Source organism: Rhizobium sp. BK098, assembly GCF_014193155.1.
Lineage (GTDB): Bacteria > Pseudomonadota > Alphaproteobacteria > Rhizobiales > Rhizobiaceae > Rhizobium.
The window spans coordinates 226,774-243,417 of record NZ_JACHYY010000007.1; the positions used below are offsets into that span (position 1 = coordinate 226,774).

At 59.3% G+C, this 16,644-nt stretch carries 17 protein-coding genes; 10 read left to right on the top strand and 7 right to left on the bottom strand.

Annotation, left to right across the window (positions count from 1 at the left end):
- Positions 1–60 precede the first annotated feature (60 nt).
- Positions 61–1,098, bottom strand: a complete 1,038-nt coding sequence (locus FHT73_RS19405; protein ID WP_183713985.1) for a dipeptidase — start codon at positions 1,096–1,098, stop codon at positions 61–63.
- A 667-nt stretch (positions 1,099–1,765) separates the two neighbouring features.
- Here FHT73_RS19405 and FHT73_RS19410 point away from each other — a divergent pair.
- The 3 genes from FHT73_RS19410 to FHT73_RS19420 all read left to right on the top strand — a co-directional run bounded on the left by FHT73_RS19410 (position 1,766) and on the right by FHT73_RS19420 (position 3,998).
- Positions 1,766–2,866, top strand: a complete 1,101-nt coding sequence (locus FHT73_RS19410) for a helix-turn-helix domain-containing protein (RefSeq protein WP_112603839.1) — start codon at positions 1,766–1,768, stop codon at positions 2,864–2,866.
- Between the two features lie 277 nt (positions 2,867–3,143).
- Positions 3,144–3,365: a hypothetical protein gene (locus FHT73_RS19415; protein WP_112603841.1), complete on the top strand. Its 222-nt coding sequence runs from the start codon at positions 3,144–3,146 to the stop codon at positions 3,363–3,365.
- A gap of 189 nt (positions 3,366–3,554) precedes the next feature.
- Positions 3,555–3,998 carry a VOC family protein gene (locus FHT73_RS19420; RefSeq protein WP_183713988.1) on the top strand — a complete coding sequence of 148 codons (444 nt, stop codon included), beginning with the start codon at positions 3,555–3,557 and terminating at the stop codon, positions 3,996–3,998.
- Positions 3,999–4,140: 142 nt separating this feature from the next.
- Here FHT73_RS19420 and FHT73_RS19425 read toward each other — a convergent pair whose 3' ends face one another.
- The 3 genes from FHT73_RS19425 to FHT73_RS19435 all read right to left on the bottom strand — a co-directional run bounded on the left by FHT73_RS19425 (position 4,141) and on the right by FHT73_RS19435 (position 6,213).
- Positions 4,141–4,512 carry a hypothetical protein gene (locus FHT73_RS19425; RefSeq protein ID WP_183713991.1) on the bottom strand — a complete coding sequence of 124 codons (372 nt, stop codon included), beginning with the start codon at positions 4,510–4,512 and terminating at the stop codon, positions 4,141–4,143.
- A gap of 158 nt (positions 4,513–4,670) precedes the next feature.
- Positions 4,671–5,009 (bottom strand): hypothetical protein, encoded by a 339-nt coding sequence (locus FHT73_RS19430; RefSeq protein ID WP_246712161.1) that lies wholly within the window; start codon positions 5,007–5,009, stop codon positions 4,671–4,673.
- 205 nt (positions 5,010–5,214) lie between these two features.
- Positions 5,215–6,213, bottom strand: coding sequence for a LacI family DNA-binding transcriptional regulator (locus FHT73_RS19435; protein ID WP_183713994.1), 999 nt, complete (start codon positions 6,211–6,213; stop codon positions 5,215–5,217).
- Between the two features lie 174 nt (positions 6,214–6,387).
- On the opposite strand from FHT73_RS19435, the gene ltnD reads away from it, so the two are divergent.
- The 6 genes from ltnD to FHT73_RS19465 all read left to right on the top strand — a co-directional run bounded on the left by ltnD (position 6,388) and on the right by FHT73_RS19465 (position 11,949).
- The gene (ltnD, locus tag FHT73_RS19440) at positions 6,388–7,296 is read left to right on the top strand and encodes an L-threonate dehydrogenase (protein WP_183713997.1); all 909 of its coding nucleotides are present in this window, start codon (positions 6,388–6,390) and stop codon (positions 7,294–7,296) included.
- A 3-nt stretch (positions 7,297–7,299) separates the two neighbouring features.
- Positions 7,300–8,574: a 3-oxo-tetronate kinase gene (gene otnK / locus FHT73_RS19445; RefSeq protein WP_183714000.1), complete on the top strand. Its 1,275-nt coding sequence runs from the start codon at positions 7,300–7,302 to the stop codon at positions 8,572–8,574.
- Positions 8,571–9,221, top strand: a complete 651-nt coding sequence (gene otnC / locus FHT73_RS19450) for a 3-oxo-tetronate 4-phosphate decarboxylase (RefSeq protein WP_112337281.1) — start codon at positions 8,571–8,573, stop codon at positions 9,219–9,221. Before otnK ends, otnC begins: the two co-directional genes overlap by 4 nt.
- A gap of 2 nt (positions 9,222–9,223) precedes the next feature.
- Positions 9,224–9,988 carry a TIM barrel protein gene (locus FHT73_RS19455; RefSeq protein WP_183714003.1) on the top strand — a complete coding sequence of 255 codons (765 nt, stop codon included), beginning with the start codon at positions 9,224–9,226 and terminating at the stop codon, positions 9,986–9,988.
- A 201-nt stretch (positions 9,989–10,189) separates the two neighbouring features.
- Entirely contained in the window at positions 10,190–11,176 is a 987-nt protein-coding gene (gene denD / locus FHT73_RS19460) for a D-erythronate dehydrogenase (protein ID WP_183714006.1), read from the top strand.
- Positions 11,173–11,949, top strand: coding sequence for an SDR family oxidoreductase (locus FHT73_RS19465; RefSeq protein ID WP_183714009.1), 777 nt, complete (start codon positions 11,173–11,175; stop codon positions 11,947–11,949). The genes denD and FHT73_RS19465 overlap by 4 nt, the downstream gene beginning before the upstream one ends.
- A 56-nt stretch (positions 11,950–12,005) precedes the next feature.
- Here the strand turns inward: FHT73_RS19465 and FHT73_RS19470 are convergent, their stop codons facing one another.
- The 3 genes from FHT73_RS19470 to FHT73_RS19480 all read right to left on the bottom strand — a co-directional run bounded on the left by FHT73_RS19470 (position 12,006) and on the right by FHT73_RS19480 (position 15,325).
- Positions 12,006–12,968, bottom strand: coding sequence for a trypsin-like peptidase domain-containing protein (locus tag FHT73_RS19470; RefSeq protein ID WP_183714012.1), 963 nt, complete (start codon positions 12,966–12,968; stop codon positions 12,006–12,008).
- A 161-nt stretch (positions 12,969–13,129) separates the two neighbouring features.
- Positions 13,130–14,734 carry a diguanylate cyclase gene (locus FHT73_RS19475; RefSeq protein WP_246712160.1) on the bottom strand — a complete coding sequence of 535 codons (1,605 nt, stop codon included), beginning with the start codon at positions 14,732–14,734 and terminating at the stop codon, positions 13,130–13,132.
- Between the two features lie 108 nt (positions 14,735–14,842).
- Entirely contained in the window at positions 14,843–15,325 is a 483-nt protein-coding gene (locus FHT73_RS19480; RefSeq protein ID WP_246698979.1) for a MarR family transcriptional regulator, read from the bottom strand.
- A gap of 39 nt (positions 15,326–15,364) precedes the next feature.
- Between FHT73_RS19480 and FHT73_RS19485 the strand changes: the two genes are divergently transcribed.
- Positions 15,365–16,633 (top strand): FAD-dependent monooxygenase, encoded by a 1,269-nt coding sequence (locus FHT73_RS19485; protein ID WP_183714017.1) that lies wholly within the window; start codon positions 15,365–15,367, stop codon positions 16,631–16,633.
- Positions 16,634–16,644 lie beyond the last annotated feature (11 nt).

A 16,644-nucleotide genomic window follows, 5' to 3' on the forward strand; every position in this document is an offset into this window, starting at 1 on the left:
GCGTCGGATAGGCTTTAGACAAAGGTGCGTGTCTTTGGCTGAGACGGGACAATTCCCGTCTTAGCCGCCCCATGTCTGTTCGAGGACTCGAAGCCAGTTTTGATGCGCGATCTTGGCAAGCGAGGGAGCATCAAACCCATGCGCGCGCAAGGCGTCGATCAGCTTCGGCAGGCCACTCGCATCACCGAGCGCTGCCGGAATGGTCGTACCATCGAAATCGGAACCGAGCGCGACATGTTCGATGCCGATGCGCTCTGCAATGTAAGCAACGTGGCGAACGAGGACTTCGAGAGGCGTATCGGTGTTCCTGACGCCATCGTCACGCAGGAACAACACGCCGAAATTTATACCGACCAAACCGCCGGTATCGCGGATGGCGTCAAGCTGCTTGTCGGTCAGGTTGCGGCTGTGCGGGCTGATGGCATGCGCGTTGGAATGCGAGGCAACCAGCGGCGCATTCGACAATTTGGCGATATCCCAGAACCCCTGCTCGTTCATGTGCGAGAGGTCGATCATGATCCTGAGCTCGTTGCAGGCGCGGATCAGATCTTTGCCGGCGTCGGTGAGCCCGGGGCCAATATCCGGCGTCGAAGGAAACCGGAAAGGCACACCATAGGCAAAGACATTGGGGCGGCTCCAGACAGGTCCAAGCGTGCGCAAACCGGCCTGATGCAGGACGTATAGGGCATCGAGATCGGCCGCGACCGCCTCCGCGCCCTCGATATGGAAAACGGCGGCGAACTGGCCTTCGGCAATCGACCGCCTGATATCGGCGGCCGAACGGCAAACCTTTACGGCTCCTTGTGACCGGGCCTCGATCGCAAGCAGAAGCCGCGCCATAGCCAGGGTTTCGTTCAGCGCGTCCGGCTGGGCGGGCGTCGCAAAATCGGCATTTCCAGGCTTCGGCTGATCCGGCGAAGGGATGAAGATGGCGCAGAGCCCGCCGGCAAGACCGCCACGACGCGCGCGAGGCAGGTCGATATGTCCGGCAGCTTCGCCGTTCAGGAAAGCATCGATGGAATTCAAGCCGCCGCGACGCAGCCGGAGCAACACGTCGTTATGGCCATCGAATACGGGAATTATCGAGGATTCGGTCATGTCTCATTCCAAACACCGCAGTTGCTATCTGCCTAGGCAAGCTTGGCGGAATGGGCAACTGCAAATTATTCATAGCTCTGCAAAAAACGAATTGGCCGCTCGCAAGACACCTGGCTAAAAACTCCCGCGAAAGTAAGATGGGTGGAAGCCATGTCAGGTCGAGTGCAATAAAAACGGATAGTGTTGCCTTGAACGTTGCAGAGGGCACGCATTGAGCGATTTGCGCTTTCGTTTCAGACTCCTGGAATGGAGACGCCGCCCCCTTGTCGCGTCGGCCAGCAAACGCATCTGCACAGATCGGTGCGAATTGGTGCCATATATTGGGACAAGTGAAACGGGAATATTGATTTGCCAACCCGCGAGACTTGCCTTTTCGAAAATGCGCAGCAAATGAAAACCGTATTGAGGTGAAAAAACCCGGGATAAGACCAGGATCGCCGCGTATCGGCTCGCTGAAAAGAGCAATTCATAGCAAGTTTCGGGCTTATCCGATGGAAGCGGGCAGCAGGAACCTGTCGGTATGGCGGATGGAGAGTTGACAGCGATGCTTATCTTCCGCCCGACGGCATTCGGAGAGACTTGATTGTCTGATTTGCGACGCGAAGACCGATCCCAATCCGCGTCAGACGAGGCGCAGGACGAGTCATGGCGTGGCGATAGGAAATCCATGCAGTCCGAACGGCGGCGCTTTCCCCGGCCGGAGAAGGCAGCGGAGGGCGCCCTGCCGCCGCCAGCCTTGCAGCCCTTGAAATTTTCGACACGTGGTATGGAGCCCGGCGATCAATTTGCCGCTTGGCAGACTTATGTCGCTCCCTTGGCAGACGTCCGGCTGCCGGATAATGCCTCTCCGGAAGCCGGCTTTCCGGCAGACCATACAGCATGGAATCTGGGCGGCATGCTCGTCGTTCAGCAGGATGCGCCGCCTCACAGTTACATGCGCTCGCAGGCGAAAGTGAAAGCCAATCACGTCGATCACTGGCACATTTCCGTGTTATCCAGCGGCCGGACGTGGACGGAAGTCGATGGCCACGTTCTGGATGGCGAGCCGGGCAAGGTGGAATTGCGTTCGCTAGGACACCCTTTTCGAGGGCGCTCGACCGAGGCGAAGGTCCTCTCGCTCTTTCTGCCGAGGGCGTTGTTGCTCGACGTTCCCGCACCGGTAGAAATCGAGAACAATATTGCCCTCTCCGGCGTCTTCACCAACATGCTGATCGAATTTCTCGATAGCGTCGAACACAATCTCGCGCGTCTTGCAGCCACTGATCTACCCCATGTCGTACAGACGGTGCGCAACATGATCGTGGCTGCCATTTCGACCTCAGCGGCTCAATCGACCGGCACAGAACAGCATAGCGCCCTCGCCCTGACGGAACGGGTGCGGCGGTTCGTCGAAGCCAACCTGATCTCGGGCGATTTGACCGCCGAACGCATATGCCGCGAGCTTGGCGTATCCCGCACCCGGCTCTATCAGATATTTGAACAATATGGCGGCGTACATCACTATATTCAGCGCCGCCGTCTCCTGTCGGCGCATGCGGCTCTCAGCGATCCCGCCAATCGTGAGCAGATCGTCGACATCGCCTTTGCCGTAGGTTTCTCCTCGGCGGCGCATTTCAGCCGGGCATTCGGCAAGGAATTCGGCTATAGCCCTCGCGAAGCCAGAAACCTTACCATCCCACGCTATGTCGGACAGATCATCTCACCGGCGCCGTCCGGCAACAGCCACTCTTTCGACGAATGGCTGAAAACCCTGGGCTATTATCATTAGACAATTCCGCATAGCGGGCTTCAAAATCTCTTGAATGAAACGCAGTTGAATGACTCCGATGCGCGGCGTCCCGTCGCGCCCATCCATGCACAAGCGGAAACACCGCACTTCAGCAATCGCGAAAATGGACGCTGCTGCAAGTTTCGGGATGCATGGCTAACGACACCCGATAGGTAAACCATTAAAAATGAAAGGGAATACTAGCTCAGACACCAAAGCCCCAATGTTTGGTGAATGTACCCTGCGTCCATCGGGGCAAGCCTTAGGGAAAACAGCAATGGTATCTACTCGCCAAACAATAGAGATCAGCAAGCCCCAGCATCCCGTCACTGATTCATACCGCGCGGTCGAGCGCGAAGAGGTCCTTGAACTGGCCTTTCGCGATTTCGTCCAAACGGTGGTCTCCGCCGGCTGGAATGAGCCTGAGGTCGCTTTGACCTTGGCCGATATTGCCGACGACTACGTGATGGCTCTCGCCGGTAGAGTTGCGGAGAAATAGTGTTGCGGCCTCCGTCCGCGCTCCGCAGGGGTGAGCACGAACGGTAAGAAGCAACTCTTCAGCATGCCGCCGGCGGCACCGTTCCATAAGAAGCGGGTCATCGGCGGCATGATTTTTTATTGGGCGAACGGCAGGCGTAGCTCTTTTATGCCAATCGCCATCCATCAAGGATTTGATGAAAGCGCTACAATGAAGGTCAGGCAGCATCTTTGGTTTCGCCGGGATATGGAAAGAGCGATAGAGCTCTATACGGCGCTTATCCCTGATTCGGCCGTCGGATGGATCTCGAACATATTGACCGATCAACCGAATGGACCGGCCGGCAGCGTAAAATTCGCGGGCTTCAAACTCGGAAACCGTTCCTACATGGGATTCGAGGCTGGGCCATTCGACTACCTGGAGCATAATTCTTCGGTCACCGTCGAGTGCGCGACGGAAGACGAGGCAAGCCGTTTGCGTTATGCGCTGGGGAAGGGTTGCCCGGATGATCGCGGCGGAGTGACAGATCCCTGGGGCATATATTGGCAATTCCAGGTCAAGTCACCAGCTGCCGATGTTGGAACATCAGCCAAAGCTCAAACGGTACATGACGGCGATATCGTTGCCGCAAAACCACGAGCCGCCGCAGCCTGACGCCCGAGTGAAGCAAGATCATCGGAAAAATGATCGCCGCTGGCGGCATATGCGCCAACTTCAGCCAGTCGAAAGCATGCCCTGCCGCGAAGCAAGCGGAGGCCGATCCAAACTCGGCTCCGCTCACATGCTGACTTGAGCGTCAGTCAATAACCGGGCAGCCGCGCCGATTGGCGAAGACCATGCGGTCGGGGCCGCCGTCATTCCAGCCGCGGACGACAATTCGGCGCCCGTTGCTATCAACCGAATCGATGCGGCGGAAGCCTTCCGCGCGCGCAGCGCGCATCAGGTCACGTCTGTCACAGCCCCGATCGCGGTCCCAACCTCTGTCACGGTCCCAGCCACGATCGCGCGGCGGCCCTCTCCAGTCGCGACCTTGATCGCGCTGCCAGGGCGGCGGTGCATAACCGTCGTCGCCGCCGTAATACTGAGCCGAAGCCGCAGAGGTCATCAGCTGCAACGCGGCCAATCCGACCACGGCGATACGCGAGATCCGTACCAAACCTTCAAGCATTTTCCTTACCCCCAAATTTCCTGTCTTGCGGATGAAAATAGAGATACGCCGATTCGCATGAACTCTGCCTGAACACGGCCAGAACCAGATCGCGCGCCCTGTCACACGGTCGCGCGAGCTTCGGATCGGTGCCGATCCGGCGTTCGGCTGGACAACATCTATTGTGACTTGGAACCTTTGGATGCGAAAGAGGATGATGTGCCATCGCGGCGTGGACGCGAAGCCACTTGCGAAAGCCGCGCATCCCCATGCCAGTCGGTGATTGCCGAATGAACGGATTGGGAAAGAAGCATCGCCCCTGCCAGGCAATAGAGCAACACAATGATCGCCGTTTCGACGATCAGCGGCAGAAAGGCAAAACGAGCGCTAGGGTTGTCATCCTCTTCGGGGAGCAGATCCGGCAATCCAAGCATCATCGCCGTCAGCGGCGAAGCCAGGATCGCGAGGAAAGCGGCGCTATGAATCCACAGGCGCAAACGAGGCAATTTTCCCGCCATCCAAAAGGCTAGAAGCGGAGCGCCGATATTGCATAACAAGCCAAGCGAAACGGCGAACTCTATCGGCAGGATCGAATCGTCATGCATGAATTGCCAACCCTTCAATGCGGCACAGATTAGTGCCGCGCATCCGAAATGACAACTTTCTCTTGCGCTGCTCCTGTCCCTGTATTCTCCAAAAGACGATGCCGTCTTGACCTAAATCTTAACCGTCAATTCCCACGATCGTCGGCTTGAACACTATTGTTTTCCGCATCGGTTCCCGGCCTATCCCGACTGCTTGGCGCACCAATTGCGCTGCAGCCTCACCGATAGCGCGCCGGGGCGAGCGCGAGGTTGCGATCGGCGCGGGCAAGGAATTGACCAGATCCAGCCCGTTGAAGCCGGCAATCAGCATTTTATCAGGAACCGCAACCCCCAGTTCCATGCAGGCAAACAAGCCGCCGCTCGCCATATCGTCATTGGAATAATAGATGCAATCGAGGTCTGGTACCGCCGCAAGCAACGATGTCGTGAGCTGCTTTCCGAGCGCGATCGAGGAAAAGACGTCATCGGTTCGCTGCCCGGCAACCCCGAGGCCATGCGCATGCAGGACGCGCTCGAAGCCGGCTTTTCGCTTGCCCGCGCGCAGATCTCGAGCCAGGGCACTGCCGACATAACCGAACCGTCTTCGCCCGGCCGCGATCAACGCTTCGGCCATATCCTCTCCCGCCGCACCATGAGACAATCCGACATTGAAATCGATCGGCGTGCCGTCGAGATCCATGAGCTGGATGACCGGAATATTGGCGTGGCGGAGCAACTCCACCGTCTCCTCCGGTTGATCGAGCCCGGTGACGATGATGGCGCAGGGCTGCCAGGAGAGCATGTCGCGGATGATCTCACGCTCCTTTGCCATGTCATAATCGGATATGCCGAACACGGCTTGCATGCCGGAACCATCGAGCCCGGCGGAAATACCGGCAAGTACCTCTGGAAAGACGATGTTCGACATGCTGGGAACGACGACAGCGACCAGGTTTGTGCGTTGCGAGGACAAGGAGAGCGCCAGCCTGTTGCCGACGTAATTCATCCGCGTTGCCGCTTCGATCACCCTGTCACGCGTTTCGCTGGAGACGTCGGCTACGCCACGCAAGGCGCGCGATGCCGTCATCTTGCTGACGCCCGCCTCGATCGCGACTTCCTCCAGAGTGGGTTTGCGCATCCCCAAGCAACCCTCGATGACCCATGGCGGCTGGCACGATGCCGCTCTTCTTCATAGAATGTTTCCGCGAAAAGGCAAACGTCAGCCTATTGACAATTCCTGGGAAAATAAAGCTATGTTACCGATACCGATACCGGTATCGGTAACATAGCTGAAAATAGCGGAGGTAGCACCGTGCAGAACACGAAGAAGGCAGCCATTATCGGCCTGGGATCCATGGGCTGGGGCGCTGCTCTCTCCCTTCTGAAAGCGGGCTTTGCCGTGCGCGGCTGCGATGTTCGCAGCGAGGTCCTCGCCCGTTTTGCAGAGAACGGCGGTACGTCATGCACGACACCGGCATCAGCGGCGGAAGATGCCGACGTGATCCTTGTCTATGTCGTCAACAGCAAGCAGGTCGAAGACGTGCTTTTCGGCCAGGACGGCGCGCTGAAGACCGCACGGCGCTCCACCGTGTTCCTGCTCTGCACCACCATGGCCCCGAGCGCCACGATCGCCATTGCCGAAAGACTGGAGGTAGCTGGCATGCTCGTCATCGACGCTCCCGTCTCCGGCGGCCATGTCCGTGCGCTTTCGGGTGAGATTACCGTCATGGCATCCGGCATGCCCGAGGTTTTCGATAAGGCATCCGCAGTACTCGAAGCTATCTCCGCCAAGGTATTCCGCCTCGGGGATCGCCCCGGCGCCGGCTCGCAAGTCAAGATGATCAACCAGTTGCTGGCCGGCGTGCATATTGCCGCAACGGCCGAAGCCATGACGCTTGCCGCCAAGGCCGGCATCGATCTGAAAACGCTCTATGACGTGATCTGCGTATCCGCCGGCTCGTCGTGGATGTTCGAAAACCGCGGCGAACACATCGTATCGGGCGATTATACGCCGCGCTCGGCAGTCAATATCTTCGTCAAGGATCTCGGCATCGTGACATCGGAGGCCGACAAAGCTGGTGCCATTACGCCGCTTGCTGCTACGGCGCTCAACCTCTTCGTAGAAGCATCGGAGGCGGGCCTGGGCCTGGAGGATGACGCCGCGGTTGCGAAGATTCTGGCCGCCAGGAGCGGCGCCAGCCTGCCGGGCGTTAAGAGGTAGGCCATGACACTCCTGCTTGGCTCTATCGCCGATGACTTTACCGGAGCGACCGATCTTGCCGCGCTGCTGGCGCGCAGCGGACTGCCCGTTTCGCTGCGGATCGGCATTCCGCAAGACAGACGCTACCCGAACGAGACGGCGGCTTTCGAAGTCATCGCCCTCAAGTGTCGAACATCGCCGGTCGAGGTCGCCGTGAAGCAGGCCCGGCAAGCACTGAATTGGCTCAAGGAAGCGGGAGCGAGCCGCTTCTTCTGGAAATATTGCTCGACATTCGACAGCACGGCCGAAGGCAATATCGGTCCGGTCGCGGATATGCTGATGGCGGAGACCGGCGCGACCCAGACGATCTATTGCCCAGCCTTTCCGGAAAATGGGCGCAGCATCTTCATGGGTCATCTTTTCGTCGGCGAACAGCTTCTGTCGGAGAGTCCGATGAAGGACCATCCCCTGACGCCGATGCGCGATTCAAGCCTTGTACGGCTTCTGATGCCGCAGGTGAATGGCGCTGTCGGCCTTGCCAACCATAATATCGTCTCGAAGGGAGCGGAATCGCTGAGAGCAAAGTTGGCACAACTCGGCAACGACGGCATTCGGCATGTAATCGTCGATGCTGTATCCGACGACGATCTTCGAACGATCGCAGCAGCATCTTTCGACATGCCGCTGGTGACAGGCGGCAGCGCGATTGCCGGCCAGCTTCCGCAATTCTACATGGAGGAAGGTCTCGTCAGCCTTTCCGAACATCGACAGGCACTGCCAAAGATCACCGGCGGTTCGATCGTGCTCTCCGGTAGCTGTTCTGCCATGACGCGGAAGCAGGTTGCCAATTACGCCGGCAAGGTCGCCAGCCTGCGGCTCGATCCGATCGCGCTTGCAGAGGAAGGCCCCGGTACCGCGCTGGAATGGCTGCGCCAGCAATTCCCCGACGCGCCGAAACTCATTTACGCCACCGCCGAGCCTAATGAAGTGCGGCAGGCGCAAGAACGTTTGGGGCGGGACAAGGCAGGCAAAGTGGTCGAGGACGCTCTTTCCGTGATCGCCCGCACGGCCTTCGATTGCGGCACGCGCCGCTTCGTCGTTGCAGGCGGCGAGACGTCCGGTGCAATCACGCAGGCGCTCGGCGCGGCGCATCTGACTATCGGGCCGGAAATCGCACCCGGCGTGCCTTGGACTTTCACGACCCTTGGAGGTGAAACAGTCGCTCTAGCTTTAAAATCTGGCAATTTCGGCAAAGAAACCTTCTTTGCGGACGCTTTCGACCGATTGGAGACGGTATGAGCGAAGAAGCGAACTTGCGCGAACAGATATGCATGATGGCCAAGTCGCTCTACGACCGCGGGCTGACCGCCGGCTCTTCGGGCAATATTTCGGCACGCCTCAGCGACGGCAGGCTTTTGGTGACGCCGACGGGCAGTTCCTTCGGGCGCCTCGATCCGGCACGCCTCTCGCTATTCGACGACAAAGGGCGTCTGATCGGCGGCGATAAGCCGACCAAGGAAATGCCGCTGCATGCCGCCTTCTATGAGACACGGCCGAAGAAGACGGGCGCCGTGGTCCATCTTCATTCCAGCCACTCGGTGGCCCTCTCGATCCTGCCCGGCGTCGATGCCGACAACATGCTGCCGCCGTTGACGGCCTATTCGATCATGAAGCTCGGCAAAGTAAAACTCCTGCCCTATTTCATGCCGGGCGACCCGGCGATGGGCGATGCCATTCGCGGACTGGCCGGCAAGCGCAGCGCCGTCATGCTGGCAGCACATGGACCCGTCGTTTCCGCGAAAGATCTGGAAGCGGCTGTCTATGCGATTGAAGAACTGGAAGAGACGGCAAAGCTTGCCATCTTGACGCGCGGGGCCAATCCTTCGCTGTTGACGGAGGCACAGATCGCCGATCTCATCCGCACCTATGATGTGGAATGGGACTGACCATGACGCGCTTTTCGGCCAATCTGGGTTTCCTATGGCAGGAGCTTTCCCTTCCCGACGCTATCCGCGCCGCCAAGCGCGCCGGCTTCGATGCGGTGGAATGCCATTACCCCTACGACACGCCCGCTGAAGCCGTGCGTCAGGCATTGGAGGAGACTGGCCTTTCCATGCTCGGCCTCAACACCGCCCGCGGCAATATCGCGGCCGGTGACAATGGACTTGCCGCCATTCCGGGCCGCGAGGATGAAGCCTGTCGTCTCATCGATCAGGCGATCGATTATGCAGCCGCCATCGGCGCGCGAAACGTGCATGTGATGGCGGGCAAGTCCGCCGGCGACGAGGCGCGGGGCACTTTCATCGCCAATCTGCGTTATGCCTGCGAACGCGCTGACAAGACGGGGACGACGATCCTGATCGAGCCGCTCAACTATCGTGATGCGCCAGGCTACTTCCTGCAGACTGCCGATCAGGCACTCGATATCATAGCCGCGGTCGATGCCGCCAACCTCAAGCTGATGTTCGACTGCTATCACCTCCAGATCATGCAGGGGGACCTGACCCGCAGGCTGCAGGATCATGTGGCGGCAATCGGCCACATCCAAATCGCCGCCGTTCCGGATAGACGGGAACCGGACCACGGGGAGATCGACTACCGTCATATTCTGCAGTTCCTGGAGAAGCTTGGCTATGACAGGCCGATCGGCGCGGAATATCGGCCGGTAACCACGACGGAGGCAGGGCTCGCCTGGCTGCAAGCATACAGATGAAAGGGTGATTAGCATCCTCGATGCCGGATGGCCATCAAAGACATTTGCTCGGGATCGATCCCGAAGACTGATATCAGTTTGGAGTGGTTCAGCTTTTCATTGAATCCTTGAGCCGCTCCGTCTGCTTGTTTTCTCGCAATTCCGAATGGAAAACCGCCACGTACTTTTCCTGGAATTGCTCTATTGGGAGGAAAATCCAATATGCATGTTTTGATCCTGGGCGCTGCCGGCATGGTCGGCCGCAAGCTCGTCAACCGCATCGCCGACGAGCCGACGATTCTCGGCAAGGCTATCGATCACCTGACGCTGGTCGATGCCTTCCAGCCGCCGGTGCCGGAAGCGCTTCAATCCATATCAAAAGCCCTAACGATCGATCTTGCGAGCCCTGGTGTTGCGGAAAAGCTCATCGAAGACCGTCCGGATATGATCTTCCATCTCGCCGCCATCGTTTCGGGCGAGGCCGAAGCCGATTTCGACAAGGGATACTCCGTCAATCTCGACGGCACGCGGGCACTCTTCGAAGCCATTCGCCAGCAAGGCCTGAAATCGGCCTATACCCCGCGCGTCATCTTCGCCTCTTCCATCGCCGTGTTCGGCACCCCCTTCCCCGATGTCATCGGTGACGAATTCCTGACCGCGCCGCTGACGAGCTACGGCACGCAGAAGGCAATCACGGAACTCCTGCTTGCCGATTATTCGCGCCGAGGCATTTTCGATGGCATCGGCATCCGACTGCCGACCATCTGCGTGCGTCCCGGCACTCCCAACAAGGCGGCCTCCGGCTTCTTTTCCAACATCCTGCGTGAACCGCTGGTCGGCAAAGAGGCCGTTCTGCCCGTCAGCGATACGGTGCGGCACTGGTTTGCAAGTCCCCGCTCCGCCGTCGGCTTCTTCGTGCACGCCGCAACGCTCGATACGGCGAAGGTCGGGCCGCGTCGCAATCTCACCATGCCGGGACTTTCGGCGCTTGTTTCTGATGAGATCGATGCGCTCCGGCGTGTCGGCGGCGACAAGGCGGTTGCGCTCATCCGCCGCGAGCCGGATCCGGTGATCGAGCGCATCGTTTCCGGTTGGGCGACACAGTTCGACGCCAAGCGTGCGACCGATCTCGGTTTCAAGGCCGAACAGAGCTTCGACGAGATCCTGCAGGCGCATATCGAAGACGAACTGGACGGGAGGGTCGCATGACGCAGGCATCAGCGGATGTAAAAAATGCGATCGCATTGGTAACTGGTGGTGGGACGGGCATAGGCCGCGCCATCGCGAAGGCGCTCGGCTCGGCAGGCTTCAAGGTCGTCATCTCGGGGCGTAGGGCTGACGTTCTAGAAAAAACTGCCCGCGAGCTTGTCGAGGAGACGGGGGCCGAATTTCTTGCGGTTGCCGCCGATGTCAGTGACCCCGTGTCGGTTCGCAGCCTCTTCGATGCGATCTCCAGTCACTATGGCCGCCTCGATCTTCTGGTCAACAATGCCGGCATGGGTCTGCCGGCCGTGCCGATGGAGGAACTGAGTTTCGAGCAATGGAATGCGATTGTCGGTGCGAACCTGACCGGCGCGTTCCTGTGCACGCAGCAGGCCTTTCGCCTGATGAAAACCCAGACGCCGCAAGGCGGCCGCATCATCAACAACGGCTCGATCTCCGCAACGACACCGCGGCCCCATTCCGCACCCTATACGGCCACGAAACACGCCATCACAGGCCTGACGAAATCGACGGCACTGGACGGTCGTCCCTTCGACATCGCCTGCGGCCAGATCGATATCGGCAACGCCGCAACCGACATGACCGCAAGGATGAACGCCGGCGTCTTGCAGGCAAATGGCGAGACCGCAGCGGAGCCAACGATTTCGGCAGAGCATGTCGCCCGCGCCGTCGTCTATATGGCAACCCTGCCGCTCGACGCCAACGTTCTCTCGATGACCGTCATGGCGACAAAAATGCCGCTTGTCGGCAGAGGATAAAAGAAACGGCAGCGCCGCGAGTGCGACGCTGCCGTCTTTATGGTTTGAGCTATTCGTTAGATTGCGGGTCGTGCCGAAGGCTTGACCTGCCTGCGCTCGATCAGGCCGCCGACGCTGAAGATCAACACCTCGATCTCGGTGCCGATCTTGTCGCCATCGAGCAGTCGCACGACGTCGTCTATGCCGGACACGGCCTGGCCATCGATGGCAAGCAGGTAGTCCCCCTCCTGCAGTCCGCCCTTTTCGGCCGGACTATCCTTCTCGACACGACGCAGACGCACGGCCGTCGAATGGGTGACGCCGGCTTCCAGCGCGATGCGCCGATGCAGCTCGACCATATCAGCGGCAATGCCGATATAAGCGCGCCGGACATGGCCGAAACGCAGAATCTCGGACACCACATGCTTGGCCGTATTGGAGGCGACCGAAAACGCGATGCTCTGCGCACCCTGGATGACAGCGGTATTGACGCCGATCACTTCACCGGCGGAAGAAACCAGCGGACCGCCGGAATTGCCGGGATTGAGGGCGGCGTCCGTCTGAATAATATCTTCCATGAGACGCCCGCTGGCCGCGCGCATGGAGCGGCCAAGCGCCGAGACGATGCCGGCGGTCACAGTCCATTCGAAGCCGAGGGGATTGCCGATGGCGATCGCGATATGACCACGCTTCAGCGATTTGGAGTCGCCAAGTCGCGCCCAATTGCCCGGCCAATCATTGGCGCGAATGAGAGCGAGGTCGGTATCCGGGTCGCGCCCAAGCACTCTGCCCTCAACGGTCGCCCCTTCCGGGGTCTTGATGCGTACCGCCTTGGCATCGTCGACGACATGATTGTTGGTGACGACCAGGCCATCAGGCGAAATGGCAAAGCCCGAGCCATGTCCGGCACGGCCGCCCAAACGCTCGATGCGGCTGACTGCCGGACCGACGAGATCGACGGCACTCGATACCGATTGAGAATAGGCATCCAGCAGCCCGGCATCAGATGACGGCTGGATATCGCGATCAATAAAGCCCATGAAAACTCCTCCGACGCGGACGCGTCGCATAGAGGAACGGCAGCAACTGTTGAAAAGCAGGAGGCTGTCGGTTCGACAGATTGAAACAGTGACTACTGAAATGAGGAGAGATCAAGCCAAGTTCAAGAGCCACAAATGCCCGTGCGTTTTTGAACCGCCTCTTATCTCACGCGTGCTGAAACGGTCTGTTGGCGGTGGTCACTGCTCGCCATCCGCCATGTGTTCCGGCCGTTGGCTTTGGCTCGGTAGAGGGCACGGTCCGCTTCCTGAATCAGAACTTCTCCGTTCTCGCCATTCTCCGGCGCCGCCGAAACGCCGATACTGATACCGATATCGACGGTGGTGCCCTCAATGCGAAAGGAGGATTTGAAGGCAGCAATGCAACCCTTCGCCACGTCGGCGACATCGCCCACCTCCCCGGTCATCAGGATGGCAAACTCATCACCGCCCAAGCGCGCAACCATGTGGCCTCTGGCCGCACCACGCAGCCGCTCGGCCACCATCTTGAGAACCTCGTCGCCGGCAGCATGGCCGAAAGTGTCGTTGACCGGCTTGAACCCATCGAGATCAAGACAGAAAACGGCGACGCTCCTTCCGTTATTTACCTTCAAGGCGTCATCGAGAGCCTTGTAGAAGCACATCCGGTTCGGCAATCCGGTGAGCATGTCGTGCCGTGCCAGGCGATTGGCTTCGGCCTCCGCAAGAATGCGATCGCTGACATCGGCAATGGTCAGCAGGAGGCGGCGTTCCAGGCCTTCGTGGAGCAATCGGACGTAAACAAGCACGTGGCGTTCCGACCCATCGGCCACTCTCTGCCGCCAGACGGTTCTGGCCTCGCAATCGCCTTCGAGTTCGAGAAGCCCATCTGCAAAGCGATCCGCCTCGCTCTCGGCATGCATGTCGCACGCCCTCCGCGAGAGCAGCGTCGCTTTTGAAAAGCCATAAAAGTCGATAGCTGCCCGGTTGACCTGAAGGATCTGCAGATTGCTGCCATCGCATAGGAGCATCGGCATCGGATTGGCATCGAAAAGCTGCCGCAACCGCTCTTCGCGCTGTTTCAGCTCGCTAATGTCTATCCGCATTCCGATGGCCCCGCCGTCAGGCGTGCGCCGATCATCATGCCGAAGCCATCGCCCATCCTGGAGCTGCTGCTCCTCCTGTGAAACCGGCTGGCGAAACTTTCGCATGCGCTGCTTCAGCCACATATCCTTGTCTTCGACGACTTCCGGCATGCGGCCGCTGGCAAGGCTGATCTTCAGAATATCTTCGAAAGCGATGCCCGGTTTGAGGTGATCGGCGATATCCGGGTAGAGCTCCGCATATTTCTCGTTCCACAGGACGTAGCGATCACTCGCATCGAAGACGCAGACCGCTTCCGGCAGCATCTCGATCACATATCGAAGGCGCAGATTGGCCTCTCTCGCCGCCACCGCAGCATGGCGGTCTTCGCTCCCTGGTTCGATAAGAACCGCCGTCAACCTTCCTGACGCCGAGGGCCAAGTCATGACGTTGACCCGGCAATCCCGTCGATGGCCGGCGCCTGTCACGAGCAATGGCTGCGACGCAGCGCCCGGCAGCGGCCACTCCGGTATCAAATCCGAGACGGATAGGTCGTGAAACGCATCTGAAAGGATAAAGAGCTCCAGGGCTCCCGCATTGGCGAAGACGATCGTGCCGACGGCGTCGAGCACAAGTGCCGCCATCGGACACGCTTCCAGGAATGCGACGATTTCCGCGTCCAGCATCTTCTCCCAGCGGGCCTTCAAATTTATCCCCGAGCCCGATTATAACATCGGATAGTAAAGAAATGTCGTAGATCATGACAAGACGTACCGCGCTCCTAAAATCGGAGCATCGTCCGCCGACGATTGAATTCAGCTCTTGTCCTGCTGCAACAGCCGCTCGAGCTCTCGCTCCTGCATCTCGATGGCTTGCGTGACGAAGCGCAAGATCACCTGCTTTTCCGCCTCGGAAAACTGTTTAAGCATCTGCGCGCCGGCCTGCTCGATTGGGCCATAGGCTTCTTGTCCCAGCCTGATCGCCTTCTCGGACGGTGCTACCAGCACGCGACGTCGGTCGTCCGGATCGGGAACGCGGTGGAGAAGGTCCCGGGCCGAAAGGCGATCGATCAAGGCAGTAACCGATGGCGGTGCAAGGCCGATAGCCTTGGCGACGGCGTTTGCGGGCTGCGGCGCACGCATGATTACGCTGAGACAGCGCCGCTCGGCGCTATTGAGCCCATGCAGCTTGCCGAAGGTTTCGTCGAAGCTCTCGGTCGCCTCCTGCCAGCGCATGCAGGCAAGGCTGATGGCTTCCACGAGATGACGCTCATCTTCATTTGACTTTTGTTCGATCATCGAATAATTCATTCATCAAACTATTAGAAGGAAGAACCAATGTGCCCCATTGACGATCCTGCCGCAACCATGAATCGAGCGACAAACTCCGAGGCGACGATTGGCATATGCGGCGCCGGCATAGGCGGGCTTGTGCTCGCGCTCCGGCTGGCAAGACTTGGCTTTCATCCGGTCCTGTTCGAAGCCCGTTCCAAGGAAGCCGCCTTGTCCGAAGGGGAGTTTCTGACGCTCGCGTCCAACGGCATGAACGGGCTGCGCGCGGTGGACTGCTACGAAGAAGTATTGCGTGAGGGATTGGAAACCCGTGCCATCGAGCTCTGCAATGCGCGTGGCAAAAGGCTCGCACTCGTCGATCAGAGCGACCATTTGGCGGCATTCGGCACACCCGCCGTCACCATCAGGCGCGCCGTTCTCACAGGCATCCTGATCGAAAAGTGCCAAGCCGAAGGCATCACCATACAATTTGGCCGGCGCGTGACCAAGGTCGACAATCATGCGCATGCCGTAACGCTCAACTTCTCCGAAGGGGTTGGTCTTGCCGTCGACCTGCTCGTCGCCGCCGACGGACTGCGATCCTTCGTCCGTACACAAATATTTCCGGATTATCCCCAGCCGCAATTTACCGGCCTTATCGGCACAGGCGGCATCGTCGATGCCGAGATACCGGATACAAATGGCGTCATGCGCATGACGTTCGGAGAGAAAGCCTTCTTCGGCTACATCAAGACGGCATCCCATCCAGTATACTGGTTCGATTCCTTCCCTGCTGATACACCCGAAGCGGTGCGAGCACTGGAACCGGCAGCACGCGCCGCTCATGTTCGCGAGATGCATGCCGACGATCCCGAACCCAACAGATCGATCCTTCAAGCGGTCGGTCAGGTCGAGCGCAGCTATCCCATCTTCGAGATGCCACAGCTTCCGGTCTGGTCGAGCGGGCGTGTCGTCTTGCTGGGCGACGCCGCGCATGCCATCGGCCCACATGCCGGCCAGGGTGCCTCGATGGCAATAGAAGATGCGGTAGTCTTGTCATCCTGTCTCGCAGCGACGCTCGACCACGGCGCAGCCTTTGCCTGCTATGAGGCCCTCCGGCGCCCACGTATTGCCCGCGTGGTGAAGCTCACCCGGCAGAATGCTTCCAGGAAACGAAAAAACAGTCGGCTTAGCCTGTTTCTGCGAGATTTGCTTCTGCCTCTGCTTATTCCGATGACCGTCAGAGCTAGCCGTAGATTGTTCGCATATCGGGTCGATCTCGATCCGCTGGAGGCAAATACCTCGTTCGAAAGCGGTCGCAAGGATGCGGCCTGACATTCGATCGA